At 62.6% G+C, this 25695-nt stretch carries 28 protein-coding genes and 1 pseudogene; 17 read left to right on the plus strand and 12 right to left on the minus strand.

What is annotated here, in order from left to right:
* Positions 1-186: 186 nt before the first annotated feature.
* The 3 genes from LRS03_RS04460 to LRS03_RS04470 are packed head-to-tail and all read left to right on the plus strand — an operon-like array spanning position 187 to position 2347.
* On the plus strand, positions 187-528 hold the full coding sequence (locus LRS03_RS04460; protein WP_257824080.1) for a hypothetical protein: 342 nt from the start codon (positions 187-189) through the stop codon (positions 526-528).
* Complete coding sequence (locus LRS03_RS04465; RefSeq protein ID WP_257824082.1) at positions 525-1745, plus strand: PfkB family carbohydrate kinase; 1221 nt, start codon at positions 525-527, stop codon at positions 1743-1745. Before LRS03_RS04460 ends, LRS03_RS04465 begins: the two co-directional genes overlap by 4 nt.
* Complete coding sequence (locus LRS03_RS04470; protein ID WP_257824083.1) at positions 1742-2347, plus strand: 7-cyano-7-deazaguanine synthase; 606 nt, start codon at positions 1742-1744, stop codon at positions 2345-2347. Before LRS03_RS04465 ends, LRS03_RS04470 begins: the two co-directional genes overlap by 4 nt.
* Here the strand turns inward: LRS03_RS04470 and LRS03_RS04475 are convergent.
* The 6 genes from LRS03_RS04475 to LRS03_RS04500 all read right to left on the minus strand — a co-directional run bounded on the left by LRS03_RS04475 (position 2337) and on the right by LRS03_RS04500 (position 5514).
* Positions 2337-3122 carry an 8-oxoguanine DNA glycosylase gene (locus LRS03_RS04475; RefSeq protein ID WP_257824085.1) on the minus strand — a complete coding sequence of 262 codons (786 nt, stop codon included), beginning with the start codon at positions 3120-3122 and terminating at the stop codon, positions 2337-2339. The two genes, LRS03_RS04470 and LRS03_RS04475, sit on opposite strands and share 11 nt — an antisense overlap.
* The gene (locus LRS03_RS04480) at positions 3119-3445 is read right to left on the minus strand and encodes a hypothetical protein (RefSeq protein ID WP_257824087.1); all 327 of its coding nucleotides are present in this window, start codon (positions 3443-3445) and stop codon (positions 3119-3121) included. The genes LRS03_RS04475 and LRS03_RS04480 overlap by 4 nt, the downstream gene beginning before the upstream one ends.
* Before the next feature lie 125 nt (positions 3446-3570).
* Positions 3571-3798 carry a hypothetical protein gene (locus LRS03_RS04485; RefSeq protein WP_257824089.1) on the minus strand — a complete coding sequence of 76 codons (228 nt, stop codon included), beginning with the start codon at positions 3796-3798 and terminating at the stop codon, positions 3571-3573.
* 96 nt (positions 3799-3894) lie between these two features.
* Positions 3895-4944: a dGTP triphosphohydrolase gene (gene dgt, locus LRS03_RS04490; RefSeq protein WP_257824091.1), complete on the minus strand. Its 1050-nt coding sequence runs from the start codon at positions 4942-4944 to the stop codon at positions 3895-3897.
* Positions 4941-5096, minus strand: a complete 156-nt coding sequence (locus tag LRS03_RS26755; RefSeq protein WP_374685008.1) for an HD domain-containing protein — start codon at positions 5094-5096, stop codon at positions 4941-4943. Before LRS03_RS26755 ends, dgt begins: the two co-directional genes overlap by 4 nt.
* Positions 5097-5358: 262 nt before the next feature.
* Positions 5359-5514 (minus strand): hypothetical protein, encoded by a 156-nt coding sequence (locus LRS03_RS04500; protein ID WP_257824095.1) that lies wholly within the window; start codon positions 5512-5514, stop codon positions 5359-5361.
* Between the two features lie 231 nt (positions 5515-5745).
* Between LRS03_RS04500 and LRS03_RS04505 the strand changes: the two genes are divergently transcribed.
* The 3 genes from LRS03_RS04505 (at position 5746) to LRS03_RS04515 (ending at position 7653) form a co-directional block, all read left to right on the plus strand.
* Positions 5746-6270, plus strand: a complete 525-nt coding sequence (locus tag LRS03_RS04505; RefSeq protein ID WP_257824097.1) for a ComEC/Rec2 family competence protein — start codon at positions 5746-5748, stop codon at positions 6268-6270.
* 61 nt (positions 6271-6331) lie between these two features.
* Positions 6332-6817 (plus strand): ComEC/Rec2 family competence protein, encoded by a 486-nt coding sequence (locus tag LRS03_RS04510; protein WP_257824098.1) that lies wholly within the window; start codon positions 6332-6334, stop codon positions 6815-6817.
* The gene (locus LRS03_RS04515) at positions 6814-7653 is read left to right on the plus strand and encodes a hypothetical protein (protein WP_257824099.1); all 840 of its coding nucleotides are present in this window, start codon (positions 6814-6816) and stop codon (positions 7651-7653) included. The genes LRS03_RS04510 and LRS03_RS04515 overlap by 4 nt, the downstream gene beginning before the upstream one ends.
* A 123-nt stretch (positions 7654-7776) precedes the next feature.
* Here LRS03_RS04515 and LRS03_RS04520 read toward each other — a convergent pair whose 3' ends face one another.
* On the minus strand, positions 7777-8796 hold the full coding sequence (locus LRS03_RS04520; protein WP_257824100.1) for a DNA-binding protein: 1020 nt from the start codon (positions 8794-8796) through the stop codon (positions 7777-7779).
* A gap of 110 nt (positions 8797-8906) precedes the next feature.
* Here LRS03_RS04520 and LRS03_RS04525 point away from each other — a divergent pair, with 110 nt between their 5' ends.
* Positions 8907-10100, plus strand: coding sequence for a tyrosine-type recombinase/integrase (locus LRS03_RS04525; RefSeq protein ID WP_257824102.1), 1194 nt, complete (start codon positions 8907-8909; stop codon positions 10098-10100).
* A gap of 94 nt (positions 10101-10194) precedes the next feature.
* On the opposite strand, the gene LRS03_RS04530 is transcribed toward LRS03_RS04525, so the two are convergent.
* Positions 10195-10530: a YnfA family protein gene (locus tag LRS03_RS04530; protein WP_257824104.1), complete on the minus strand. Its 336-nt coding sequence runs from the start codon at positions 10528-10530 to the stop codon at positions 10195-10197.
* A gap of 359 nt (positions 10531-10889) precedes the next feature.
* Between LRS03_RS04530 and LRS03_RS04535 the strand changes: the two genes are divergently transcribed.
* The 3 genes from LRS03_RS04535 to LRS03_RS04545 are packed head-to-tail and all read left to right on the plus strand — an operon-like array spanning position 10890 to position 11960.
* Positions 10890-11249: a hypothetical protein gene (locus tag LRS03_RS04535; protein WP_257824105.1), complete on the plus strand. Its 360-nt coding sequence runs from the start codon at positions 10890-10892 to the stop codon at positions 11247-11249.
* Between the two features lie 15 nt (positions 11250-11264).
* Positions 11265-11717: a MerR family transcriptional regulator gene (locus LRS03_RS04540; RefSeq protein ID WP_257824107.1), complete on the plus strand. Its 453-nt coding sequence runs from the start codon at positions 11265-11267 to the stop codon at positions 11715-11717.
* An 18-nt stretch (positions 11718-11735) separates the two neighbouring features.
* Positions 11736-11960, plus strand: a complete 225-nt coding sequence (locus LRS03_RS04545) for a GDCCVxC domain-containing (seleno)protein (protein WP_257824108.1) — start codon at positions 11736-11738, stop codon at positions 11958-11960.
* Between the two features lie 137 nt (positions 11961-12097).
* Here the strand turns inward: LRS03_RS04545 and LRS03_RS04550 are convergent, their stop codons facing one another.
* A complete protein-coding gene (locus tag LRS03_RS04550; RefSeq protein ID WP_257824109.1) occupies positions 12098-12478 on the minus strand; it encodes a hypothetical protein in 381 nt (126 codons plus the stop codon).
* 25 nt (positions 12479-12503) lie between these two features.
* A pseudogene (locus tag LRS03_RS04555) lies at positions 12504-15457 on the minus strand (efflux RND transporter permease subunit).
* Positions 15458-15603: 146 nt separating this feature from the next.
* Here LRS03_RS04555 and LRS03_RS04560 point away from each other — a divergent pair.
* Complete coding sequence (locus LRS03_RS04560) at positions 15604-16464, plus strand: DUF4158 domain-containing protein (RefSeq protein WP_257824111.1); 861 nt, start codon at positions 15604-15606, stop codon at positions 16462-16464.
* Complete coding sequence (locus tag LRS03_RS04565; protein ID WP_257824112.1) at positions 16461-18554, plus strand: Tn3 family transposase; 2094 nt, start codon at positions 16461-16463, stop codon at positions 18552-18554. Before LRS03_RS04560 ends, LRS03_RS04565 begins: the two co-directional genes overlap by 4 nt.
* 337 nt (positions 18555-18891) lie before the next feature.
* Here the strand turns inward: LRS03_RS04565 and LRS03_RS04570 are convergent, their stop codons facing one another.
* Positions 18892-19920 carry a DNA-binding protein gene (locus LRS03_RS04570; RefSeq protein ID WP_257824113.1) on the minus strand — a complete coding sequence of 343 codons (1029 nt, stop codon included), beginning with the start codon at positions 19918-19920 and terminating at the stop codon, positions 18892-18894.
* A gap of 243 nt (positions 19921-20163) precedes the next feature.
* Between LRS03_RS04570 and LRS03_RS04575 the strand changes: the two genes are divergently transcribed.
* Genes LRS03_RS04575 through LRS03_RS04595 form a run of 5 tightly spaced genes read left to right on the plus strand, consistent with a single transcriptional unit; the run spans position 20164 to position 24352 of the window.
* Complete coding sequence (locus LRS03_RS04575; protein ID WP_257824115.1) at positions 20164-21024, plus strand: ATP-binding protein; 861 nt, start codon at positions 20164-20166, stop codon at positions 21022-21024.
* Positions 20972-21457, plus strand: a complete 486-nt coding sequence (locus tag LRS03_RS04580) for an ATP-binding protein (protein WP_257824116.1) — start codon at positions 20972-20974, stop codon at positions 21455-21457. Before LRS03_RS04575 ends, LRS03_RS04580 begins: the two co-directional genes overlap by 53 nt.
* 3 nt (positions 21458-21460) lie before the next feature.
* Positions 21461-23674 (plus strand): S8 family peptidase, encoded by a 2214-nt coding sequence (locus LRS03_RS04585; RefSeq protein WP_257824117.1) that lies wholly within the window; start codon positions 21461-21463, stop codon positions 23672-23674.
* Between the two features lie 18 nt (positions 23675-23692).
* Positions 23693-24022, plus strand: coding sequence for a DCL family protein (locus tag LRS03_RS04590; protein ID WP_257824118.1), 330 nt, complete (start codon positions 23693-23695; stop codon positions 24020-24022).
* Between the two features lie 33 nt (positions 24023-24055).
* Entirely contained in the window at positions 24056-24352 is a 297-nt protein-coding gene (locus tag LRS03_RS04595; protein ID WP_257824119.1) for a hypothetical protein, read from the plus strand.
* A 412-nt stretch (positions 24353-24764) separates the two neighbouring features.
* Here LRS03_RS04595 and LRS03_RS04600 read toward each other — a convergent pair whose 3' ends face one another.
* Positions 24765-25688: a hypothetical protein gene (locus LRS03_RS04600; protein ID WP_257824120.1), complete on the minus strand. Its 924-nt coding sequence runs from the start codon at positions 25686-25688 to the stop codon at positions 24765-24767.
* Positions 25689-25695: the final 7 nt, after the last annotated feature.

Genomic DNA, 25695 nt, shown 5'->3' on the forward strand with positions numbered 1-25695 from the left:
GCCCACACTGTTCGGCCACTGGTGAACCTTGTGTCAGGTTGGCGCCGAAGTGGCTAACTTCGCAGCAGCCCGGCGCAACCGACGGCGGTTCGCGCAGCGCATCCGTACGCTTGTTTCGGCACATGGCGTGGCTGCCTTGCAGCCTGGATGGCATCAGCTTCATACTTGATGCGCAAAGGGGAGCCCATGGGAAAAAACAAGGGTAGCCGGCCCGGTGGCGGGGGCAACGCTGACCAGTTCAACAATTGCGAGGCGGTCAACATCGACGGCTTGCTGGCCTCGCAACAGCCCAGAGCGATGGCCTTCGTGAAGGAAGAGTCCGTCGTTACCTTGGAACTGGTCAGCCACGGGAATCGTGACATCGTCGAGGTCAAGCTCCGCGGGGCGCTCCTTGGGACCCTGTTCGCAAACGACCTCGACAAGCTCATCGACTGCATGAAGAAGGGGTACCCCTTCTTCGGCGTTGTGACCGAGATCAGCGGTGCGCGCTGCGTCATCTGGGTGCAGTCAGGAAAGCCGACGTCGTGATCGAGGTCGCTGGGGGAACATACGAAGAGCTTTGCCACTATCCCGCCTGGCATCAGTTCTTCGGGTCCGGCGGCCGGGCTGCAGCCGTCCTGGCAACTCTGGGCGTGCCAGCGCGCCTGCATACCTTCGCGGACGCGGCGAGCACCTCCCGTCGCAAGGCGCTGGCCGATGCCTTCGGTTTCGAGGCGCTTTGCACTACAGGCGCACCGGAAGTGTTGTTCGAGTATTTCCACGCCCTCACACCGGTGCAGTACGTGCCCTCCTTCGAGCCCCTGGAAGATCCGACCCGGCACATCCACGTGAAGGGCGACCAGGTCATCCGTTTCGGCATGTTGGAGGGTGACGCCGTCGTGGAAGCCCGGCAGTGCGTGTACGACCCGCAAACCCCGGTGTCGCCGGCGCCGTTCGCGGCCAACGGATCTCGGGCCGAGGAGTTGGCCGTGGTGTGCAACCTGGGCGAGGCCGAACAGCTGACGGCGCAGTTTGGACCTGAGGCTTGCGCTGTCCACCTGGGCAAGGTCGCCAAAGTGGCCGTGGTGAAGGCGGGCGCCGCCGGCGCCTGGGTCGTGTCCGACGGCCACTTGAACGTCATCCCCAGCTATCGCACCGCGTCCGTCTTCCCCATCGGATCGGGCGACGTGTTCACCGCCGCCTTCGCTCAGGCCTGGATGGCCCAAGGTCGACCGGCACCGGAAGCCGCGGACTTCGCGTCGCGGGCCACGGCCCTCTATTGCAGCTCGATGAGCTTTCCGACCCAGGACATCATGGCCACCGAAGCGGCCGCGCTCGTGCCGGTGACGCTTCGACGTCCGCTAGCACCACGGCCGCGGGTCTACCTCGCAGGCCCCTTCTTTACCATGGCACAGCGTTGGCTGATCGAAGAAGCCAGGCGGGAACTCGGCCACGTGGGCCTTGATGTGTTTTCGCCATTTCACGAGGTCGGAATCGGTCGGTCGAAAGAGGAGATCGTGGAGCTGGACCTGAAGGGGCTCAACGAGGCCGACGTGATGGTGGCGATGCTGGAAGACCTCGACCCGGGGACCCTCTTCGAGATCGGATACGCCACCCGCAGCGGCAAGCCCGTCGTGTGCTTTGCACGCTCGGGCCACGACGGTGACCTGACCATGCTCGGTGGCTCCGGCGCGGAGGTCACGGCCGACTTTGCGACGGCGGTGTACATGACCGCCTGGGCGGCCTATGGAACCGCCTGCACATGAAAGCCATCCTGCTCTCGGGCGGCCTGGATTCGATCACCCTCGCCTACTGGCTGCGGCCTCAGATTGCCGTGACCATAGACTATGGGCAACGTCCAGCGCGCGCCGAGCTGACCGCGGCGGCTGAAGTCTGCAAGGCGCTCGGCATGCAGCAGGAAGTCATCACGGTCGACTGCTCCGCCTTGGGGCGGGGTTCGCTAGTCGATGACCGGCCGGTACTGGACGGCCCGTCGCCCGAGTGGTGGCCGTTCCGCAACCAGTTGCTCATCACCCTCGCGCTGATGCGCCTGGTGAACAGCCAAGCCGATGAACTGATGCTTGGCACCGTGGCCGGCGACGAGCTCCATGCCGACGGGACACCAACGTTCTATGCGTCGATCAACCAGCTGGTGGCCGCTCAGGAATACGCACCGCGCATCACCGCGCCGGCGCAGGCCATGAGCACGGAGGCACTGGTCAGAACATCCGGCGTGCCGCCCGAGATTTTGATGTGGTCCCATTCCTGCCAGGTGTCGCACTTGGCCTGCGGCACCTGTCGAGGCTGCGTCAAGCGCCTCGACGTCCTAAATGCGCTCGGCCTGATGGACTTGCAGGCTAGTCGTTGAAGGCGATCCCGGCCCGCTCGCATGCTGCTCGAACGGCTGTGGGCGAGCGCCGCATCTGGCGCCACATCACGATGTCCAGTTGCGAGGCCTTGACGCCCAAGCCGCGGGCCAGCCGCAGGAAACGGTTTTCCATCGATGCGTAGTGCCGCACCACATCGTCTTCGGCCGTGAAGAGCCCCATCAGCCGACCCGCGCGCAGCACATGGATGTCGAGGATCGCGACGTCGTCGCTGCCCAGGTGGTTGCGAACGATCCAGGACGCGGTCTTCGGGCCGATCCCTTTGAAGCCGAGTAGCCAGTCCCGCAGCTCGCGCGGCTCGGCCGGACTGGCCACGGAGTTCAGCCGTCGATAAGCGTCGGCCAGGAACCTGGCTTTGACGCGCGGGAACCGATACCGACGAGCCTTCCCTTCGACCTGCAGCGGCTCGAGCAGCAGGGCCTCGATGTCTTCTGCACGAACTTCCCCGCTGCCGAAAACGCCACTGGCAATCAGGTGCTCGAACGCCATTCGATTCATCTCGAAGGTGATGCCATGGCCTCCCAGCAGGCAGAAGGCAATCTGCTGCCAAAGCGACGCGTCGGCCTGCAGCCCGTGCCCGTCGTCCCACAACTCTTCCGCCGCGCTGGCCTGATAGGCCCAGTAGGCAGGCGACAGGAACTCCTCCGGTCGACCGCAAGGCACCCCTGGCAGCACTTCGATTTGCGGTGATGGCAGCTCGATTTCGAAGATCTGGCGCTGCCGCAGGATCGGGTAGCGGGTAACGGAGGCGTTCATGCAGCACTGCCCTCGCCTGCGCCATAGGTGGCGGACAGCCACTGCATCAAGAGCGCGCGCTCCGAGGCGGGCAAATCGCGGATCTTGGCCTGCATGCGCTCCTGCTTGCGCCGGATGCGCTGGCGTTCTCGGAACGTCGAGCCGATGAAGCGCAAGTCACAGGGAACGGCCGGCGGTTCGTAGTTCAGCCAGAGCACTTCGCGGTGGCGCAGGCCATGGCTGCCGACGTCGAACTCGATCCGTTTCCAGTGGGCTAAACGTTGGTCGTAGAGCGGCGAGCCATAACCCGACAACATGACCTTGGCCGGGATGGCATCGAGCACATCGAGCAGTTCGCTGTGGGCTCGCTCATCAAGTTCGTGGCGGTAGACGCGACTGCGCCGTCGTGAGGCTGGGAGGTACGGCGGGTCAGCGTAGACAAATTCGTCGCCGACAAAGGGGAACGACCTCAGGAAGCAGGTGGCGTCTTGCTGGATGAAACCAAGCCGGGGAGCGATGCCCCTGCCCAGCGCTCGATCACTGCAGCGTCCACTTCCACGCCAAAGCTTCGGGCCGCGGGCGCTTTGTGCCGCAGAACGGCCCCATGGCCCAGGTGGCTCTCGATGTAGGTCGAGTGCACCGGAATGAGGTTGATCAGTTGGCGAAACAGTCCGCCCTTGCCGCCGGGGTAGCTCATGCGCCGGCAGCATCGTCAAAGCTGACGATGGCGTCAATTAGGAAATACCTATCGATAGCCTAACTTCGTTCGCCAGTGGCTCCGGTGCGGCGCCACTCAAAGCGGTTTGAAGATCGAGGCTCCGGTGCCGGAGATTCGGCTGTGAAACTCGGCGGCGTATCGATCGGTCATGCCCGCGATGAAGTCGCACAACAACCGCTGCCGATCCGCGTCGTTGGCGGCTCGGTGGTACATGAGCCGGTAGTCCTCCGGAAGGAGGTGATGCCCATCCGGCTTGCTGAGGCTGTTGAAGATCTCGCACACCAGGTCGTAGCCGCGGTTCTCCACCACCTTCAAGCGCGGCGACATGATCATCGTCTGGTAGTTGAGGTGCTTCAAGGATTCGATCTGCAACAAGATCCCCCGCTCGAGCTCCACCGCTGAGAACTTCCTGGCGCGGCCAGCGCGTGGTCGAACGCGAATGCCGTTGATGAAGTCTCCCACCAGATGCGATGTGAATCCGACGCGCAGCTTGCCTTGTGACGCCAGCAACGTGGACTGGTGATACGCGTAGAGCGCGTCGGCCGCGGGATCGCCGGATGGTGTTCCGTCACCGTTTCCGCTCAGATCGAAGAGATGCTGAAGCGTGGCGAACACCTCGGCCTCCGTGGTGTCCGGAACGGCGTCGACCACCTTGGCATAGACGCGCCCCACGAGTTCCGGGTTGCTCGACAGACTGGCTCTCACCGCCAGCGGGTGTGTGAAGCCGCCTTTCATGGCGTCCTCGAGGTCGTACGTCGAATAGGCGATGTCGTCGGCCAAGTCCATGATCTGGCACTCGATGGTCTTGAACGGCACCTCTGCGGGCGGCGCGCCGACCATTCGCTTGATTTCGTCGACCAGCGGCGCTTCAGACTGGTAGTAGCCCTTCGCCAGCTTGTCGCCCGTCTGTCGCCATGACGGAATCGGCCTGTCGTACTTCAGGACCGCGGCCAGGCTTCTGAACGTCAGGTTCAGCCCAGCGCGGTAGTCGGTGCCATCCTGACCGATGCCGCAATACGTGCCCTGACTGTCGTGAGGATCGCTCCCGCGGAAGGTCTTCTTCTCGATTCGCGCCAGCAGCCGAAGTGTCTGTGCGTTCCCTTCGAAACCTCCGCAAGGCTTCATGCAATCGTCCAGGGCCTCCTCACCGTTGTGCCCGAACGGGGGTGGCCGAGGTCGTGGGCGAGGGCCGCCATTTCGACCAAGTCGGTGTCAATGGGATCGTCTTCAAACTCAGCGACCGTCGCGTTGATGTGCAATGCGATGGCCTTGGCCACCTGCGCCACCTCCAACGAGTGGGTGAGTCGGTTGCGGAAAAAGTCCGACTCGTGGGTTGGGAAGAGCTGAGTCTTTCCTTGAAGGCGACGAAAGCAGGGTGAGTGCAGCAGCCGTCCGAAGTCCTGTCTGAACGGCGTTCGCCCCCCGGTAGAGTTTCGGCCCTCTTCTGGCACCACTCGCGCGGAATCAGGCTTCGTCTAGAGCATTGCCCCTCCAAAAAAAAGAGCCACCCTCGGGGGTGGCTCGTTCTTGTGCTTGGTCCTACTTCTTGTTGCCGTTCGCCGGCGGCGCCGGCTGACGCGGCAGCGGCTGACTGGACGTCTTCGCTTGCTGCATCATGGTTTGGTAGTACTGCAAGTGGCCAGTGGCCGCCTTTGCTGCTTCGCGGACCGCGGGAATGCGTGAGGTTGGCTTCATGCTTTCTCCTGTGTGACCGGTGCAACAAGTGTACTCGGATGCCCGGTGGCACCGAGGCCTTCCCTTGAGCGAGGGGTAGTAGATGCCCGAAGTTTGAGAAGGCTCCGACGTTGCGAACCGCATCTGCGCCATAAGCTCCTGACTTATTACCTACGCGGCACATTCCACCACAAACATTTGGTGCCGCCGCTCTCAGCCCTCGAGGCCGTGAGCGTTCATCTGGGAGCGCACATGTCTTACGAAGTCGACTTCCTGCCGGTCGGGGAGAGTTATGGCGACGCCATCGTCGTCCGGTATGGCGATGAAACCACTCGAAATACGCTTCATGTCGTCGACGGCGGCCGAATTGACACAGCCGACACCATCATCGAGCACATCGAGAAGCACTATCCGGGCTACTTCATCGACCACATGGTGCTTTCGCATGCAGACAACGACCACGCCTGCGGGCTGGTGGGCGTGCTGGAACACTTTAGGGTCAACCACCTGTGGATGAACCGTCCTTGGCTGTACGCGCACGAGGTCCTCCACCACTTCCATGGGAACTTCACCCTGGAGGGATTGATTGCGGACATTAAGGAGCGGCATCCCTACCTTGTCGAGTTGGAAGAAATCGCACTCAAGAAGGGAGCGCAGATCCACGAGGTTTTCCAGGGAGTCTCAGATCGGCAAGTTCAGGGTCCTTGCGCCGTCGCGCAAGCGCTACGTAGAACTGATTCCAGATTTCGAGAAAACACCCACCTCGTACCGGACTGAGGATGCCGGCATACAGCGTTCAGGCATTTTCAAAGCGCTCGTCGAGGCCGCCAAGAAATGGTTGGAAGAGAACTGGAGCGTCGAGACACTTTCCAGTAACCCGCAGCCACCGACGTCGGCGTCAAATGAAAGCTGCGTCGTGCAATACGCTGAGCTTGCGCCAGACGATCACGTGCTGCTAACCGCTGATGTCGGCCCGCAGGGTCTGGAAGAAGCGGCGGACTACGCAGCCGAACTCGGCCTGAATCGTCCGCGCTTTGTGCAGATGCCCCATCACGGGAGCCGACACAACGTCACCCCCGAGGTGCTCGATCGATGGCTCGGACCCCGCAAGGCTGAAGGCACCGTCGTTGGCGTCTCCTTCTGTTCCATCGGAGCTGGCAAACACGACTATCCGCGCGGACAAGTGAAAAACGCCTTTATTCGTCGGGGCTACAAGGTGTACACCAACAAGAACGGCTGGATCTCTCACTACAAGGGCAAGGGACACGACCAGATGAGGCCAGCGGTGCCGGAAGAGTTCGCGGTGAAGGTCGAAGCGCCATGATCAGCATGCTCAAGGTCTTCGACGCCTACTCAATGCGCGCCAGGCTTTTTCCCGCCAGCATTGCCGCCTCGCCCGCCCTGGCCGCCATCGCAATGCTGATTTCCTGGAAGTCACTCGAGCTGTCCAACACGGTTGCAACTTTGGCGTTGGTGGTCCTTCTCTTCGCCATCGCGGACTTCGCAAGAGAACGAGGACGGGCTGTGGAGCGCAAGTTGTACGCCTCGAAAGGTGGCATGCCTTCAGTCACCATGTTCCGGTACAGCGACCCGACGATCGACCAAGGGTCCAAGGAACGTTATCGGACTTTTTTGGCCGCCAAACTTGGCAAGCCCGTTCCCGGCCTTGAAGCGGAGCAAGCGGACGTTGGTGCAGCTGATTCGTTCTATGACCAATGCGGCGTCTGGCTACGTGAGCAAACCCGCGACACGAAGAAATTTGCGCTGCTGTTCGGCGAGAACGTGACCTACGGCTTCCGCCGCAATCTGCTCGGCGTCAAATGGCTGGCACTTCTGTTGAACCTCGGCGTGGTGGTCATCTGCACCGCGATGCTTTGGTACTCGGCCTGGGATCTGCGATCCGCAGAAGGCAAACGCATCATCGTGGTGTTGATCGTCGCGGCAGGTCACGCTGCCTACATGCTATTGGCCGTCCGTCAAGATGCGGTCTGGGACGCTGCCAGAACCTACGGGCGCCAACTCATTTTGTCGACAGAGGTCCTCTTGAAGCAACAGGGAGGGCCGAAGGAACCCGGCGCCGGTACCGCGGCCAAGACCACCTCGGCGCGCAAGCGCACGTCCACGAAGTCCAAGAAGCCAGAGGGTGAGGTCGGAAGCTGATCCAGCAGCGCGAGTCCGGCTTCGACGTGCTGAATCGATAGGCGTGACGGCGGCAGGCTTGCTTCGGACAGCGGTCAGCCAGATCTGCCTGTCGAACTCGGTCGGTACTACCCGCAGCCTTTACTACGGCGTCGTCCGCTTCTGACGTGGCGCCTTGGGGGCCGAACTTGGCGTAAGCCGGTTCAGTAGCGCCTGAACGGTCTCGGCTTCGGCTCGGTACCGGGTTGTCTCCTGCTGGCTCGCCTGGAGCTGGTCACGCAACTGCGCGACTTGGATTTCCAACGATTCGTTCGTCGCGCCCTGGTGCTGGGCCGCTGAACTGAGCGAGTCGACCTGCGCTTGGAGGCGGGCCACGGCCTCAGCGTGTGCCAGACCCTCGCGGCGCTCCTGTGCTTCCAGCATCGCCACTTGGCCGCGCAATGCCTCTGCTAGCTTGTCGGCTTTGGCACGCGCCTGTCGCTCCTGTTCCACTTCCATCAGAGCGCGGCGCTCGGCCGCCGCAGCCCTCTGGTCGGCCTGGGTCACAGCGTCGCGCACCTTAGCCAACTCCGCGCTGAAGCCGTCCTGAAGGCGCTGCTGCTGCTCACGGGCTTGGCCGAGCTGGGCTTGGACCTCCTGCAGCCGTGCCGCGGTTCCCGTGTGTGCACGGCGCTCGGCCTCAAGCTCGGTGCGTGCCGATTGCGCCGTCTCGTTGGCGGTACGCATGGAAGATGCAAGTTCCTCGTTTCGTGCCCGCTCCTCTTCGACCGCCGCGTTGGCCTCCTGAAGTTCTCGCTTCGCCTCGTCCAGTTCCGCGCGAGCTTCGATCCGAAGGACTTCCAGTTCGCCTCGGGCGGTCGCGATGGCGTGGTGCCAGATGCCGGCGATCGCCTCGGCGGCCGTCGCCTTGAGCTCCTCGGGCAGATCGGGATGGTCGATCTCCACTCGCGCCTTGCGGCGAAGCTCATCCCAGAACTTGCTCAGCGCTTCCGCCGGGGTGCTCATCGTGCCCTTGCGCACGTACTGGTAGAGCTTATTGGTCGTGGGCGTGATGCCGTACCGGAAGAACAGCAGCGCACAGACCTCGCGGTAGAGCGATTTCGTTTCGCTGAAACGCGCCTTCAGCGACTCGACTTCGGCCAGGATCTCGTTCTCGGTGCTCATTGGTTGATAGTACGACGTATTACGTTGACTATCTAACACTTCCGGCGAATCTATGGACATAAGTACTCTAATGTCCATAATGTCTACGCCGCCGCTTCCAAACGCCGCTCGTGTCCGATCTCGTCACCCTGGACAGCCTTCAGGTCCCCTCCAACCTCTCTGGTACCGCCGGCGCCAATCGTGCGCGCGGTAGAAGTCAAATCGCCGCGGCCGACGATCGCTCGGCGGTCCTGAGTTGGCTCGCGCGTTTCGCAGACTCGCCGGCAACGCTGGCGAACTACCGCAAGGAATCCGAACGCCTGTTGCTTTGGTGCGTGGTCCAACACGGTCGGGCACTCTCGGATCTCAGTCACGAAGATCTGCTCGTCTACCAGCGCTTCCTGGCCAACCCACAGCCGGCCGAGCGGTGGGTGATGGCGCCCGGGGCTCGCCAGCCGCGATCCTCGCCCCTGTGGCGGCCGTTTGCCGGGCCGCTGAGCCTGGGATCGCAGCGGCAAGCGCTATCGATCCTCAACGGCCTCTTCAACTGGCTCGTCGAGGCTGGCTATCTAGCTGGGAACCCTCTGGCGCTCAGCCGTCGCAAAGCAGCGCCCCGCGCCGCCCGCATGAGCCGCTTCCTGCCGCACGAGCACTGGCATGAGGTCAAGACCACGATCAGTGGCATGCCCACCGATTCAGAGCGCGACGCCGCGCGTGCCGCCCGCACGCGCTGGCTGTTCTCGCTTCTGTACATCGGTGGGTTGCGGGTCTCCGAGGCCTGCCTCACCACGATGCTCGGCTTCTTCAGCCGGCGCAGCCCCGATGGCCGGCAACGCTGGTGGCTCGAGGTGACCGGAAAAGGCGGCAAGACGCGGCTGGTGCCTGCCACCGACGAACTGATGGCTGAACTGATTCGCTACCGCCGCAGCTGCGGGCTCTCAGATCTACCGACGGCCGGCGACGACTCTCCGTTGTTGCGCTCCCTTATCGGCGAGCCAAAGGCATTGGCACGCAGCGCTGTGCACGAGATCGTCAAGGACGTTGTACGCCAGACCGCCACCCGCCTGCGGGTTCGCGGACCGGAGCATGAAGCCGCCGCCGCGCACATCGAGCGCGCCTCCACGCACTGGCTGCGCCACACGGCTGGCAGCCACCAGAGCGACTCGGTCGACTTGAAGGCGGTGCGCGACAACCTCGGGCACACCAACCTGGCCACAACGAGCATCTACGTGCATTCGGAAGATGACGCGCGACATGACGCAACGAACGCCGGTCACCGAGTCAACTGGGAGCCGGAAGCCCCTATGTCGCCGCCGGCGGGCTGACGAGTCCGCCGCTGGTAGAGCGGCGATGGATGATGAGGTTCAGACGAGTGCCGGAAGTTTGAAGTGGGATTCGCCTGTGCACATGAGCTTTTGGTTATTCGGCCGGCCGCTGGCCAAACATGATGATGGCCATGCCAGCGAGGCTGACGGCAACGCCCAACCAATCCGTGGTTGTCGGTCGAACCTTGTCGACCACCATGAGCCATAGAACCGCAACGCCTATATAGACGCCTCCGTAGGCAGCATAGACACGCCCGGCGGCGGTCGGGTGCAACGACAGTAGCCAGGCAAACAGCGCCAGGCTTCCTGCAGCCGGAACAAGCAGCCACACCGGTTTGCCTTGTTTGAGCCACAGGTAAGGCAGGTAGCACCCCACGATTTCCGCGACAGCCGTAGCCACGAACAGAAGGAAGGTCTTGAGCAGGTCCATGGAAGCGATTTTCGGTCGAGCGCTTGACCCTCAAGCCACTTGAGGTCCTACCGTCTTGGTGTGGGCGTTGTGCCCAAGCATCGGAGACTTGGCGATGAGACCTTGGAAAGCAGTTTTGGGCGTTGGCGCGGCCTGTGCCGCCTGCTGCGCAGTCCCACTTCTTGGTGGGGCCGCAGCGCTAACCGTGGGCACCGGCACCCTCGCGGCCGCGGGTTCTGCGTTGCTGGCGTGCGCCGATGAATTCGCGGTGCCAGGAGCCATCTTGCTTGGCCTGGCTGCTGTGGGCGGCGGGTTAATTTGGTGGAAGCGCCGAAGCCAACGCCAAACCGCCAATACCTCCAGCTGTGAAGGAGCTTGCAATGCGCGCAGCGCCTGACGCACCCCTCGCATGCACCTTGCCAACGGCTGCGCTGTCGGAGCGCCTGGCGTGGATTCGACAGGTCACCGAGCAACACCTGATATCGCACCACCTGAGCGAGCGTGCCCTTCGCCTGACGTACCAGCATGACGCCAAGGCACAACTGGAACGCATCGTTGCCGGGGAACAGGACTGCTGCAGCTTCCTCGAGTTCAACCTCGAAGGTGGGCCAGCCACCGTCGTGCTGACCATCCGGGCGCCTGAAGGGCTGGAACGGGACGCCCGCTGGCTGTTCGACCAATTCTTACCGCGGGCAGTGCCGTCAAGGCGCTGCGGTTGCGCACCAGGCGCCTGTGGCTGACCCTAACATGTGGTCATGAGCGCAAATCTATCCATCGGCTTGGTCGCGCGGCGTACGGGCGCAACGGTACCGACCGTTCGGTACTACGAGGAAATCGGCTTGCTGCCCCCGGCGAAGCGGACGGACGCCGGACAGCGAAGCTACGACGAGGCGACAGTCAGGCGCCTCGTCTTCATCAGACGGTGCCGAGACTTCGGCTTCTCCATTGACCAGGTGCGTGACCTCGTTTGCCTGGTCGACCAACCCGAGAGGCCGTGCGTGGAGGTTCGTGACATCGCTGCCACGCATTTGGAACAAGTGCGTCGCAAGCTGGATGAACTCAGGGCGCTGGAAGCGAGCCTGAGCGCATTCGTATGCAGCTGCGAGGCCGCATGTGCTGGCGGCCCAGCGGTCGACTGCACCATCCTCGAGGACCTGGCCGTCCCGGCGGAAAACGCGAGAGTCGTTCAAAGTCCTAAGTGCTGCTGACCTACTGTCTCTCAGGAAATGAGCGAAATGAAAGAACTGCAGAGCAGGCTGACGTGTCCCCACTGCGGTCATGCCAAGGATGAGGCGATGCCCGTCGACGCGTGCGTGTGGTTCTATGAGTGCGAGTCCTGCAAGACGCTACTGACGCCCAAACCCGGCGATTGCTGCGTCTTCTGCTCCTTCGGGACTCGCAAGTGCCCTCCTATGCAAAGCAACCAAACCACCTGCTGCAAACCTGCGTGAGCGCTGGGTTCTGTCGCCGGCGCTGGCTTTTCTGACGCAGCCGCGATGCACGCGGCCACGTCAGAGTGTCGACAGGCGCATCTCAGGCCTCAGAGACATAGCGAGAGGACCTGGGCCGCAGACCGTCTTCCGTCGCGCTACTTCAGCGTGAAGCGAGCAGTGCCGAGCGTCTTCCCGGCGTTGGTCACAACAGCGACCGCTTTGGTGCCGGGACCCACCTTGAAGGCACCCTTGGCTTCAAGTGCCGCTCCAGCAGGCTTCAGTTCCACCTCCTGCTTGTCGCTGCCACTTAGCAGCGTCACCTTGGCCGACCCCTTTGACACGTCCATCGGCTTCCCGTGGTCATTGACGTACAGCCGAATGAGGTCCGGCTTGGCGACCAATTCATAGTCAGCTTCCTTCCCCTCCACAAAGACCCCGCCGTGCTTGGCACTGTGGTCCTCGTGACCACTCTTCTGAGCAAGCGCCGGACCGGCAATGGCAGCAAACAGCGCGGTCACAAGTACAAACTTCTTCATAGCGTTTCCTTTCGGCGAGCAAGAGTCAAAGGGCTTCAACAGACTTCGTTTCCATCAGACGCTCGGCGTCCTCGCGGCCGAAGAGCCAGAACATCGCGGGTGTGAGGAAGGTGTCGAGCAGGGTCGAGCTGATGAGGCCCGAGAAGATGACGACGGCCACTGGGTGCAGCACCTCAGTACCGGGCTGTTCTGCCTCGAAGAGCAACGGTGCCAGCGCGACCGCGGTCACGAGTGCCGTCATCAGCACGGGTGCAAGGCGCTCGAGGGAGCCGCGCAGAATCATCTTGTGGTCGAACTCCTCGCCTTCGAGGCGCATCAAGTTGATGTAGTGGCTGACCTTCAAGATGCCGTTGCGAACGGAGATGCCGGCCAGCGTGATGAAGCCGACCAAGGCCGCCACCGAGAGCGGTTGACCGGAAATCCACAAGCCGACAACAGCGCCGACCAGAGCCAACGGGATGTTGGCCATGATGAGCAGCGACAGCCTCGTCGACTGGTAGCGGCTGTAAAGCACCACGAACATCAGCGTGAGCGACACAAGCGACAGCAGGCCGACCAGACGCGAGGCTTCCTCCTGCGCCTGGAACTGGCCGCCCAGCGTCACGAAGTAGCCCTCCGGGAGCTTGGTCTCCGCAACCACGCGACGCATGTCTGTCACGATGTCGGAGAGCGCTCTTCCTTGTGCGTTGGCTGACAGCACGATGCGGCGCTTGCCGTCATCGCGGCTAATCTGGTTCGGCCCGTCGCTGTCTTCGATGCTCGCAATCTTCGACAGCGGCACGCGGCCAGAAGGCGTCTCGATGAGGATGTTCTGCAAGCCCTCCGCCGAGCGCGCCTGCTCAGGCAGCTTCACCACCAGGGCGAAGCGGCGACCACCCTCGACGATTTGCGTGACCTTCTCGCCTTCGACAAGGCTTTGCAGTGTCGCGAGCACCTGAGGAACTGGCACCCCGTACTGAGCCGCAGCAGCGTAGTCCACCCGAACCTTGATTTGCGGCGCCAGCACCTGCTTCTCGATTTCAAGGTCGGCGACGCCTGGGATGGCAGCCAACTTTGCTCGCAGTGCATCGGCCTGGCCCCGCAGTGTGTCGAGATCTTCGCCAAACAGCTTGATGGCAATCTGCGACCGGACACCGCTGAGCATGTGGTCGATGCGATGGGAGATGGGCTGGCCGATGGAGACGGCGGCCGGAAGGTTCGAGAGCCTGGCGCGAATGTCCGCGGAAATCTCGCTCATTGGCCGCGTCAGCTCATGAGTTGGCTTGAGGCCGACGTCGAGCTCGCTGACGTGCACGCCCTCGGCGTGTTCGTCCAGTTCGGCTCGGCCACTGCGACGGCCAACGTGCGTCACCTCGGGCACCTGCTTGATGAGCACCTCGGCCTGGCGAGCCAGCGAAGCACTCTCCGCGAGCGTCACCCCGGGATTAAGGCGGAGCCCGACCAGGTACGTGCCTTCGTTGAACGGCGGCAGGAAGGTCGTCGGGAAGAACGGCACCGCGATGAGGGCGACAAGCACCGCCACGCCGCCGGCTGCGAGGGCCGCCTTCGGGCGGTCGAGCACTTTCTGAAGGCCGGTGGCGTAGTTCCTCTTCAGCCACGCCAGCAGCTTGGTGTCCCCGTGGTCCAGCGACGTCATCCGCGGCAGCAGGTAGTACGACAGCACCGGCGTCACCGTGACCGAGACCACGAGGCTTGCCAGCGTCGACACGATGAAGGCGATGCCCAACGGGATGAACAGTCGCCCCTCCATGCCTGGCAGCGCGAACAGCGGCACGAACACGAGAACGATGATGACCGTGGCGTACAGGATGGCCGACCGCACCTCCATCGTCGCGCGCGCCACCAGCTCGACCGGGTGCAAGCGATGGTCGTGGTGCTTTGCGCGGTCTTCCTTCAAGCGACGCAGGACGTTCTCAACGCCCACCACGGCATCGTCCACCAGGCCGCCGATGGCGATGGCCAGGCCGCCAAGGGTCATCGTGTTGATGGAGAGCCCGAAGTACTTGAACACCAGCGCCGTGATGAAGATGGACACCGGGATAGCGGTGAGCGCAATGACCGTCGGGCGCAGCGTGCCCAGGAAGAAGAACAGGATGGCGGCCACGAACACTGACGCGCCGATGAGCTTCATCGTCAGGTTGTCGATGGACGCTTCGATGAAGCTCGCCTGGCGGAAGGTGACCCGCGGCGCTTCCATGCCCGCGGGCAGCGATGTCTTCATGCCCACGAGCGCTTCTTCGATGGCCTTGGTCAGGCCAATGGTGTCGGCGGTCGGCTGCTTCTGGATGCCGAGGATGACGGCGGGCTTGCCTTCGAACCCTGCATCGCCGCGCTTCAGCGCAGGTGCGAACGTGACGTCCGCAATCTGACGCATGAGGATGGGCTGACCGTTCCTTGCTGTCAGCGCCAGGTTCTTCAGGTCGTCGAGCAGCGACGTCCGGCCGATGTTGCGGATGAGGTACTCACGGCCGTTGAGCCCAGGAACCCACCGGAGGTGTTCGACGAGTAGCCTTTGAGCGCTGCCTCCATCTGCTCGTGCGTGATGCCGAGTTCGGCCATGCGTGTGGTGTTCGGCTGCACCTGGAACTGGCGCACCTCCCCACCGATGGGAATGACCTGCGCGACGCCCGGCACCGCCATCAGCCTTGGGCGAAGCACCCAGTCGGCGTACTCCCGCACGGCCATCGGCGAAATCTTCGCCGTGTCCACCGGGATGGCGATTTGCATGATTTCGCCCATGATGGAGCTGATGGGTCCCATGCGTGGCACGACGCCTTCGGCGAGCCCTTCCTCCATCGAGGCAAGCCTCTCAGAGACCATCTGACGCGCACGGAAGATGTCCGTGCTCCAGTCGAAGGTCACGTAGACGAAGGACAGGCCCGCCGACGAAACGGAGCGAACGGTCTCGACGCCGGGAAGCCCGTTCATCGTCGTCTCAAGCGGAAAGGTGATGAGCTGCTCGACCTCTTCCGCTGCCATGCCGGGGCGATGTCGTTTTCAATGCAGCACACGCCTTTAACGTTTTAGCGTAAACCCGCCCAACTGAATCCCCAGTTTGTAGTCCGGGATCCATCTCGAAAAAGCGATAGTTGCCGGTTGCTTGACTACCTCTGCCGGGAGGCCGTGTGCCCAGCTACCACCTTCGCTTTGTCGGTCAGACTGCGCTGCCGCGCAACCTGTCGCAGCAGGATGTTGAGGAAGGCTTTGCGCTAAGCGACAAAGACGTCGATGCCATCCGCACCCACTTCCGCGGTACCGGTCGTCTAGGCGCCGCTATTCAGCTGGTCATGCTTCGCGCCACCGGGCGCGCGCCTGATGCGCTGGTGGGGCTACCGAAGCTGCTTGTTCAGTCTCTCAGCAAAGTCATCGGCTCTCGGGCGACCGACATTGCGTCCCTACGCACCCTCTACGCGGCCACGCGCACACGCTCTGAGCATCAAAAATGGGCTCGTGAACACGCCGGCTTCTCGGCCGTAGACCAAGCGACGCTAGGCGAGCTGTCGGAGTCTCTAGTTGCCTTGGCAGCAAGCGCTGTGTCGGTCGACGATCTCGTCATCCAAGGAGAACTCTGGCTTTTCGGCCGTTTGGTTGTTCTCCCAGGTGATCGTGTCATTCGCGATGCCGCGCGTGCGGCTTTCGCGGCCCAGGAAGAAGCAGCGACCCGCGCGGTTAAGGAAGGCGTACCCGATCGTCTCTACGCTGCCACGCTGTCGCGGCTTTACGCCAAGCGCAAAGGCCGCACCGGGTCGACCGTTCTCGAATGGCTGCGCACGCCCCCCGGCAAACAAGGACAAATCACTCTTCGCCAAATCACGCAGAAAATCGCCTTCCTGAAGATCTTGCGCGTGCACGAATGGAACCTTGCGGCCATTCCGCTTGCGCGCATCCAGGCCTATGCCCGCGAAGTCGTCCACCGGCCTCCCTCATCCACGGAGCGCCTGTCGGATGACCGCAAACGGCTCGGCTCTGCTGCTTTCTGCATGTGACCCTCCTGGAACTCACCGACTTGGCCGTCGAACAGGCGTCGCGGAGAGTGAGCACCCTGGCTCGCCACGCTGAGAGCCGGGTCCAAGACAAGACGCTCAAGAGTGCGAAGGACCTGCGCGCAGAACGCGTTCGTCTCAAGTCCGTGATCTACACACCCGACATGAGCGCGGAGCAGAAGTTGTCGGCTCTGCAGACGCTCATTCCGCAAGATGACGACGAGATGCCTGGTGGCCACGCCTCCATGGTCCGGCAGTCGATCGTGGAGGAAGCGGGTCCGCAGGTTTCAGCGCTGCTCAACACCTTGGGCATCCTGGACGTGAAAGGCGACGAGCACGCGCGGCCGATGCGTCAAGTCAAAGCGCTGCGTGAACTTGTGGAGCGCGGTGCCACCGAGCTCCCTGCAGATTTCGATGTGTCGATGGCTGAAGCAGTGTGGCAGCCCCTGCTGCGCAACCCGGATCGCAAGAAGGCGCTCTCCGCGCTCAAGGCCTGCGCCATGAACTCCGTGCGCAACGCGCTCAAGGGGGGCAAGGTGTACCTCGCGCACAGCTTCAAGCACCGAGATCGGGAAGAGCAGCTGATTTCTCCTGAAGAGTGGAGCCATAAGCGCAAGGCGTACCTGCGTGCCATGAGCTTGACCGACGACGTCGAAAAGTACCTGGAACGAGTGGAGTTCAGGCTCGACGAGTCGTTGTTGCAACTGGCCCAGGCAGCCGAAGACGGCGTGATCACCATCGACCAAGCCGGCGTAATCCACATCGACCCGATCTATGCCGCAGACGAAGAGCCCCAGCTCAATAACACCTTGGCGGCCATGTTCGCCAGTATCGGGAAAGTCCAGCAAGGCGCAATGCTGGTGGAAATCGACGCCAGGACCGGGTTCAGTGCCGTACTCCTCGGTCGCAAAGCCAAGGACGCCAACGAACTCAAGGCGCTGTACGGCGCCCTGATGGCGCACGGGTCGGAGAACGATGCCAAGGGCATCGCCGCCATGATTCCGGGTTTACAGGTCTCGCAGATCACCGCGGCCATGCGTCAGATCGAGGCACGAGGCAGGCTGCGCGATGCCAGCGATTGCGTCCTGAGCTTCCAGCAGAACCACGAGATCGCGAAGCTTTGGGGCAAGGGAGACAAAGGTTCGGCAGACTCCATGACGCTGGACGCGTCCCGATACCTGCACATGGCGCGCATGGAATACCGGCGCAAACAGCCCGGCGTCGGCATGTACGTGCACGTTCGCGACTCCTGGGGAATCTTCTATGGCCAACACGTTGTGATCAACGACCGGCAGGCAGCAGTGGCCGTCCATGGCGTCGAGGCTCACAACGCGAAATGCCGCGAGGACCAGGTGAAGATGTCGCTCCTCGCCGTCGACACCCATGGCTACACAGCCGCGGCCATGTCGATCGCCAAGCTGCTTGGCTTCGACCTGTGTGTGCGACTGCGTCAGATGTCCGAACGAAAGCTGTTTTTGCCGCGCGGACGCGAACTGCCGGAAGCCCTGGAACGCGCCAAGATCGGCAAGGTGTCGATGAAAAAAATTCGCGAAGGCTGGGACGACCTCCTGCGGCTGGTGGTCTCCATTCGCGAAGGACGCCTGACCGCCCGCGAGGCGCTCGAGCGGTTCGGAAGTGCTGCTCAGGGCCAGAAGATGCATGCCGCAGCCGAAGAACTCGGTAAGCTGCTGCGTACCATCTTCCTGTGCGACTACTTCTCCAAGCCGCACTTCCGGCGGGAAATGCACACACTTCTCAACCGCAACGAGTCAGTGCACCAGCTGCAGCGTGCCGTCCACTTCGGGCGAATCGGCACTCAGCGCGGCCGGCGGCACGATGAAATGGTCGCCATCTCTGGCTCTCACGCCCTGCTCACCAACGTCGTGATCGCTTGGAACACGATGAAGATGCAGGAGGTGGCCGACCAACGGCGAGCCCTGAAGGAGCCGATTCCGGAAGAGTGGCTGCGCCGGATGGGGCCGGTCCATTTCGGCCACATCAACTTCAGAGGGGTGATTTCCTTTGACTTCGAGCCGTTCGCCGACAGCCTGTTGCAGCGTCAAGCGAGATCACGGTCGCGCGCGGCTGCCTGAAGCGCTAACAGCGTGTTTTGCACTGAAAACGAGGTGCTCAAAAAATAGGCAATCCGCTAAGTGATTGATTTCATTGAGTTTCCGAGCCGCCTAACAGCAGGTTCTGCACGCAAAACGAGGTGGGGTGTTTTTGGATATTCGATCTTCGAATGCGGCCGAACCCCTTCGCCCACAGTCATCTCGTTCCAGACCAACGGGGGCATGCCGGGATACGGCCAAAAATGATACTTAAGCGTCAGAGGAATAAGCGCTCTACGTGAGCGGCGCAAAACGCATAAAGCGTGTGCGCTGCGCTGGCAAGCCTACTTCAGGCGGCGCCCTTCTCCGTCAATGGAAACTAAGCCGACCCGGTAGCCGCAGTCTCTGACTTCGCTTTCTGAGCGGCGATCGGCAACCGGGCCAACACGCTGGCCACCAGTTGCTCCTTCGCCGCTGTGGCGGCGTTGGCCGCAGCCACTTCGCTCACAAGCTCGGAGTTGCGCTGCTCCAGCGCCTGGTTGCGCGTTCGCAGCTCGTCGACTCGCTCGGCCTGTTGACCGGCCTGAGCGCGCATCTGCTCGACGATCTGCGCCTGGTTGGCCAACTGCTCCTTCAGCGGCTTGAGGTCACGTAGACGCTCTTCCAGGTGGCGGGCCTCGCTGCGCGCCGCCTGCAGCTGCGACAAGGTCTCAAGCTTCTCCTGTGCCGCCGTGCGGATCTCGATCGCTTTGTCGGCGAGCGACGCGTTGGCCTTGCCCAGCTCGGCCTGGAGGTACTGCACCTGCTGCTCATGCTGGCGCAGCTCCCTCTCGCGCTGTTCCTTCGCTGCTTCCCGGAAATGCTCGAGCGCCGTGTGGGCGTGCCGGCGCTGCTCCTCGAGAGAGGCGCCATGTGCATGCGCTTCGGTGAGCCGCTGCTGCAGGCCTTCAGCTTGGGCCGTCAGTTGGGTCACCTCCAGGTTCAGCCGAGTCACTTGGTCAGTGGCGTCGCGCCGCAGCACCTTCTCCTGAGCCAGCGCCGTCTCGACCTGACCCAGCTGGGCGCGCACGGCTGTCAGCTCCTGCTGGCGCTGATCCAGCACCACCTGCAGCTCGGCCAAACGCTCGGTGTGCCGCGCTTCAGCCACCACCAGGCGCTCCTTGGCCTCCAACTCCAGACGCTCGGCCAGGCGCGAGACCAGATCCTGGATCGCCTCGCTGGCCTTGACCTGAGAGGTTGTGCCTGACTCTTCCTCTTCGATCTCCTTCAGGTGCCGATGGATGGTGCCCTTGGAGCCAGTGTTGCCCAATTCGATACGTATGGCATCGATCGAAGGATGACGGCCGCTCTTGACCAAGCGATTCCTTGCCTGAAGCACATCACTCTTGTAGATGCCGGCTCTTGCCATCGGTCTCTCCTTGAATTTCGTACTGTATTACGTAGCGCCGTATTACATATGAAATTAGAAGCGCAAACAAGCTATATGGCATCAAGAGATGAAGCAAGTTAATAAGGGATTAGCTGTTGCGAGAGGCCGATGGTCACCAGGAGGCGTGAAAAAGCAGGCGTACCGGGTCTAAAGCGGGGATGTGGCTTTGTGCGCCCGTCGGGATGGCGCCCTGAGGAGCACCGGGAAGCTGGCTCCGTAGCCATGACGGCTGATCGCGGGTCTGGCAGCAGTCGTCAGGTGAATTTGCGCTTTCGCCAATTAAATTGCAGAATTCGCCAATTCAACGAATTCAGACTGAAAGCCAATTTACCAATGACCGTAGAGAGCAAGTCCGAAGAGATTCAGATCCTGGAGGACGATTTCGCCAATCTGATGACGCTGGCGGCCGAGGGCGCTGTGGAGGATGTGCGCCTGCTCTTGGCCAAGCTGATCCGCAAGTACCGGACGCGCCGGCCCGAGTTCGCCGAACGCATCAACCACGTCCTGCGCTCCACCCAGACTCGCGCGGTTGGACCGTCCATCCTTCGCCGCGCCACCATGGCCAACGAGCCGAGCGCGGCCTCCATGCCTGTCGACAATGACTCGCGACTGGCGCTGATCCGCGTGTTCAATGACCTGGACGGGCTGCCTGAACCGCTGCTTCCAGTCCCACTGTATCGCCAGCTGGAAGGCATCGTGCGTGAACGCCGTGAACGCGACAAGCTCTCCGCCCACGGCATTCGTCCGACCCGTTCGGCGATCCTGGTCGGCCCGCCCGGCGTAGGCAAGACGCTGTCGGCACGCTGGATCGCAGCCCAGATCGGCAAGCCGTTGTGGGTGCTGGATCTGACCGCGGTGATGAGCAGCCTGCTTGGCAAAACCGGCAACAACCTGCGCATGGTGTTCGACCATGCCAAGGCAAGCCAGGCGGTGCTGCTGCTCGACGAAATCGACGCGATCGCCAAACGGCGCAGCGATGAGTCCGACGTGGGCGAGACTCAAGCGCCTGGTCACGGCGATCTTGCAAGAGGTGGACGCATGGCCCGACACCGGGCTGCTGCTCGCGGCCACCAACCACCCTGAACTCGTCGACCCGGCCCTCTGGCGGCGCTTCGATGCCATCCTGACTTTCGACCAGTCCGATGCATCGAATCTCGCGATGGCGATCCTGCGCTTCCTGGGCAGCGATGTCGCTGCCTACGAATCCTTCGTGCCGCTGCTGGCCAGCGCCCTGCAAGGCAAGTCGTTCTCCGACGTTGAACGCGCCATCGCGGCTCTGCGGCGAAGCGCTGTGCTCAACGGGCTCTCGCCGGCTGAACTCGTCGTCAGCCTGGCAGCCGACCATGTGGTGCATCTCGACCAACCTGCCCGGCAGGAACTCGCCATCGAGCTGGCACGTGCCAACGCGATGTCGCACAACAAGATCATGGCGTTGACGGGCGTAGCCCGCGACACGATTCGCAAGTACGCCGGCCCGTCCCCGATCAAGGGCCGTGGCCGTCAGAAAGAGGACTGACCGATGGCCGCACGTTTCCTGATCGGCAAGGCCGAACTGCTCACCTTTGACATTCCCCCGCCGCCCATCAAGCCCAACAAGGCCCATCCCTACACCCTTGGTGAGGCCAAGGCGCACCTGGTGCCTCAGATCGTGGCTGCAGCACTCGAGATGCAGACGCTGCCGCAAGAGGCCTGCCCGTCGGACATCGCCGTCGCCAAGCTGGACCTGCACCCCGCATACATCGCCAAGTCGTTCTTCCCCACGGGGCTGCTTCGCCAAGCGGGCCTGGCTTCGATCGGCAGTCGCACGATTCGTGTTCGCCCGCGCCGCGAGTTGCGCAAGACCGCAGGACCGGAATCCGAGAGCACCCAGCTTTTCGTGGCCGGCCGGCGCGATGCTTTCGCACGCCTGCCGTCGCTTGCGACGCAGCTCGGCGAAGGCACTCGGGAGGCCATTCAGTTCGCCGAGATCGAAAACTTCAGCAGCATGAAGTCAATCGACCGTGTGCGCAGCACCGAGGGCTACCAGGGGCGTGCATACGAGGTTGGCTTGCACCTCTTCCCCGATCAGGGTGTCGACGCGCTGCGCAAGGCTTTCGCGGCCTACGCGCAACGCTGCGAGTTTGAGGTCAACACCGAATTCGACTTCCCGGTCGGCCGGATGCTGTTTGTGGCAGTGTTTGGTCCGGCCAGTAGGCTTGATCGCCTGGCTCAGTTCAGCCTGGTGCGCGTGGTCCGTCCGATGCCCACCATCCGTGCGGCTCGCCCGTTGATGCGCGGCAGCCCCATTTCGGTGGGATTCAAGTTGCCGTCCGCCAAGCCCCTGTCAGACGAACCGAAAGTGGCCATTCTCGATGGTGGCCTGCCGGAAGCGCATGTCCTCGCACCGTTCGTCGATCGATATGAAAAATCGGACACCGCCGCAGGCGACGTGCCGAACTACCTCAGCCACGGCCTGGGCGTCACCTCGGCGTTTCTCTTCGGTCCGATCGAACCCAGCGGAGAGGCGTTGCGGCCGTATTCATACGTCGACCACTTCCGCGTGTTGGACGATCAGGCTGAGCACGAGGATGAGGTAGAGCTGTACCGCACGCTGGCGCACATTGAAGAAGTACTGCTCTCACGGCAATACCAGTTCCTCAACCTGAGCCTCGGTCCGAATCTCGCCACCGACGACGACGACGTGCATTCATGGACCGCTTTGCTTGACACCATGCTGAGCGATGGGAACACCCTCATGACGGTGGCGGCCGGCAACAACGGCCAAGCCAATGCGTCGATGGGGCTCAACCGCATTCAGGTGCCGGCGGACAGCGTGAATGCGTTGTCAGTGGGCTCGGCCAACCATTCCGGCACTCCCTGGGCTCGCGCCGACTACAGCGCAATCGGTCCAGGTCGCAGCCCCGGGCGGCGCAAGCCCGACGTGGTGGCGTTCGGCGGCTGCCCGAAGGAATACTTCCACGTCCCCGTGCCCGGTCGAGCGGCAGAGTTGGCCACCACGATGGGCACGAGCTTCGCCGCACCCTACGTCCTGCGCACCGCCGTTGGCGTGCGCGCTGTACTGGGCGATGCGGTGGATCCCTTGACTATCAAGGCGCTGCTGGTCCATGCCGCGCAGCTCGATCCCGGTGAGCTGGTCGATGAGACCGGCTGGGGGCGTGTTCCGAGCGACCTCAACAAGGTGATCATGTGCGAGGACGGCACGGCACGCATCATCTACCAAGGGTCTCTGCGTCCGGGCAAGTATCTGCGCGCGCCAGTGCCGTTGCCCAACGCTACCCTGGAGGGAAAGGTCCGCCTGAGCGCCACGTTCTGCTACGCCAGCCCGGTGGACGTGGAGGACGCTGCGGCCTACACCAAGGCGGGCCTCACCATCGCCTTCCGCCCGAACGCGACCAAAGCCGCCGGCAAACAGATCAAGACCCGATCGTTCTTCTCGATGCGCGAGTTCCGGACCGAACAGGAGCAGCGCCAGGACCTCGGGAAGTGGGAGACGGTTTTGCATGCCAGCGACCGGATGCTCGGCAGCAGTCTGAATCACGCCGTCTTCGACATCCACTACAACGCGCGCGATGGCGGAGGCCAGGCACCGTCAGGCGCTGAGGTAATCCGTTATGCGCTTGTCGTCACCGTTCAAGCGCCGAAACACGCTTCGTTGTACGACGACATCCTGGCCGCAAACAAGGTCCTTAAGGCCATCGAACCGCGCGTCACCCTGCCGCTGCGCTCCACCTGATCCACGAAAGGAACCAACATGACGAAACCCGTGACCCTGCCCAACGGCAAAAGCTGGCGATTGCAGAAAGAGGCCTTGGACTACTTCAAGGCGATGCTCGCGCGCTACACGCTCGGCCAGCGAGTGACCGAGTCGGCCGATCACGCCGACCTCAGCGCTTTGCTTCAGGTCTACGACGGTGTCTTGCCGCCGGGTGAAGCCAAAGCCGGTATGGGCATCGAGTACTTCTCCAAACAGCGCAACAGCGGCGAAGGTTGGTCCACCGACGGTTTCCACGTCCACCGCACCGACGGGTCGTCTGTTGATTTCAGCTACATCCAGGCGGTGAAAGTCGCCTCGGCCGCGTGAACCGCATTCACGTTCAGCATTATCGAATCGATCATGAGCTACCTCGTTTTTTGCACGTTCGACCTTAAGAACGCCACCTCTAGCGACTACGAAACCGCCTACGCTGCCCTGGAGAAGCTGGGGCTTCAAAAGGTTCACAAATCCGACAAGGGCAAAGAGGTCGTCATCCCGACCACCGCCGCAATGGGCGAACTCGACGGTGACAACGCAGGCGCGGTGCGCGATCACGTAGCGGCCCAGATCAAAGCCGCCTTTGCTGCGTTGCGTCTCAAGTCCGAGATTTTCGTGACCGTGGGCGGCAATTGGGCTTGGGGCAGTCGCACCACCTGACCGTCGGAGCCGTTGGACTGCGCGCCTATAGGGCGCAGCGGGTGCAGTACTTGATCAGAGGCACACCTAGCTCTGCAGCAGCTTGTGGCGACGCGAGTTCGGCCAAATCGCTTGCACCCCTGGAGCCTGGGCTAAGAACCGAAGCTGCTGTGGCGTCACCTCCAAAACGAATCCGCTGAACACGGAGACGCTGCGGGCGCGATCGAGCAGACCCAACTCAGCCAAGTCCTGCTTGAGCGCTGCTGTGGCGCGCTTCGCCGCCGTGAAATCAAGTGGAGGGTTGGCATTCGGCCGAACGACCAAGTGAGGCTGAACAATCACCGACATTCGCTTGCGGCCGCTTGACGCAGCGAATTCGCGCAGCACCGTTCCCCGAATTGACTTTGGGAGTCGCAGCCTTTCGCAGTTGGCGTCAGATCGCGGCGGTGTTGGCATAGATCCGTGCCGCGGCCAGCACATACTGCTGGCGATCTTCTGCATTTGCAGCCAGCAGCATGGGCGCGTCTCTGTGTAACTCACGCTCGACCAACAGGGCGCCTAAAAGCACTTCGATGGGCGTGAGCGAACCGAGGTCCGGGTCCTGGTACGCAAAGAAGAAGTGCGGCGACGATGAGTCCTCAACCGTGCGCAAGATCTTGAGAACGTCAACGAAGATCTGCCGAGGGATCGTCGGCCAGACTTGATACTGCGGGTAGCGAGGTTCAGGCGACACCTTCTCGTCTACCACGTGGAATAGCGCACCCAGTCCTTCCAAGTTTGCAATGCCATCGACGTCGATGCCTCCCATGAAGGCTGCGAGCTCCTCTGCTGTGACCTTTGACGTGAAACCAGCGGCTCGAGGGTGCAATGGGAGGTTATGGCCGAGCGGTTCTTTCGGGTTGCGGCGACGTACGCCGCCGCGCCGTTTGCGAGTGTCGAGGGTGAACACGAGACGCCTTTCTCCCAACTCCGCAGGAGGCGCCGCACCGAATTCGCCTGAGAACTCTTCTCCGCGGTCGTCTTGGAGTACGACGTAGTCCATACCGTTCGGGTGTGGCGCAAGCCAAACCTTCACGATTTGCCGCACGTGCCAGCCGCCGACGACATCTTCGCTCGGCACGATCTGCTGGATCGACACAACCTCGCGACCCGGCGCCGGTTCGCAAAGCGCAGCAGCATCCTTTTCCCAGGCACAGCACACCGACCAGAGGTGGCGGTCTTTCCCTTCAGATACAACGGTGTTGACGATGAACCATGGAAGCCGGATCGAAAGTTCGACGGCCCAGAAATATCGACTGTCGTTCCGCCCAAGCGCGGCCATCACTGGCGCTTCGCAGACGGGTTTAGCGATGAACATCCTGCAA

The organism is Rhizobacter sp. J219 (assembly GCF_024700055.1).
Taxonomy (GTDB): Bacteria; Pseudomonadota; Gammaproteobacteria; order Burkholderiales; family Burkholderiaceae_C; genus Rhizobacter.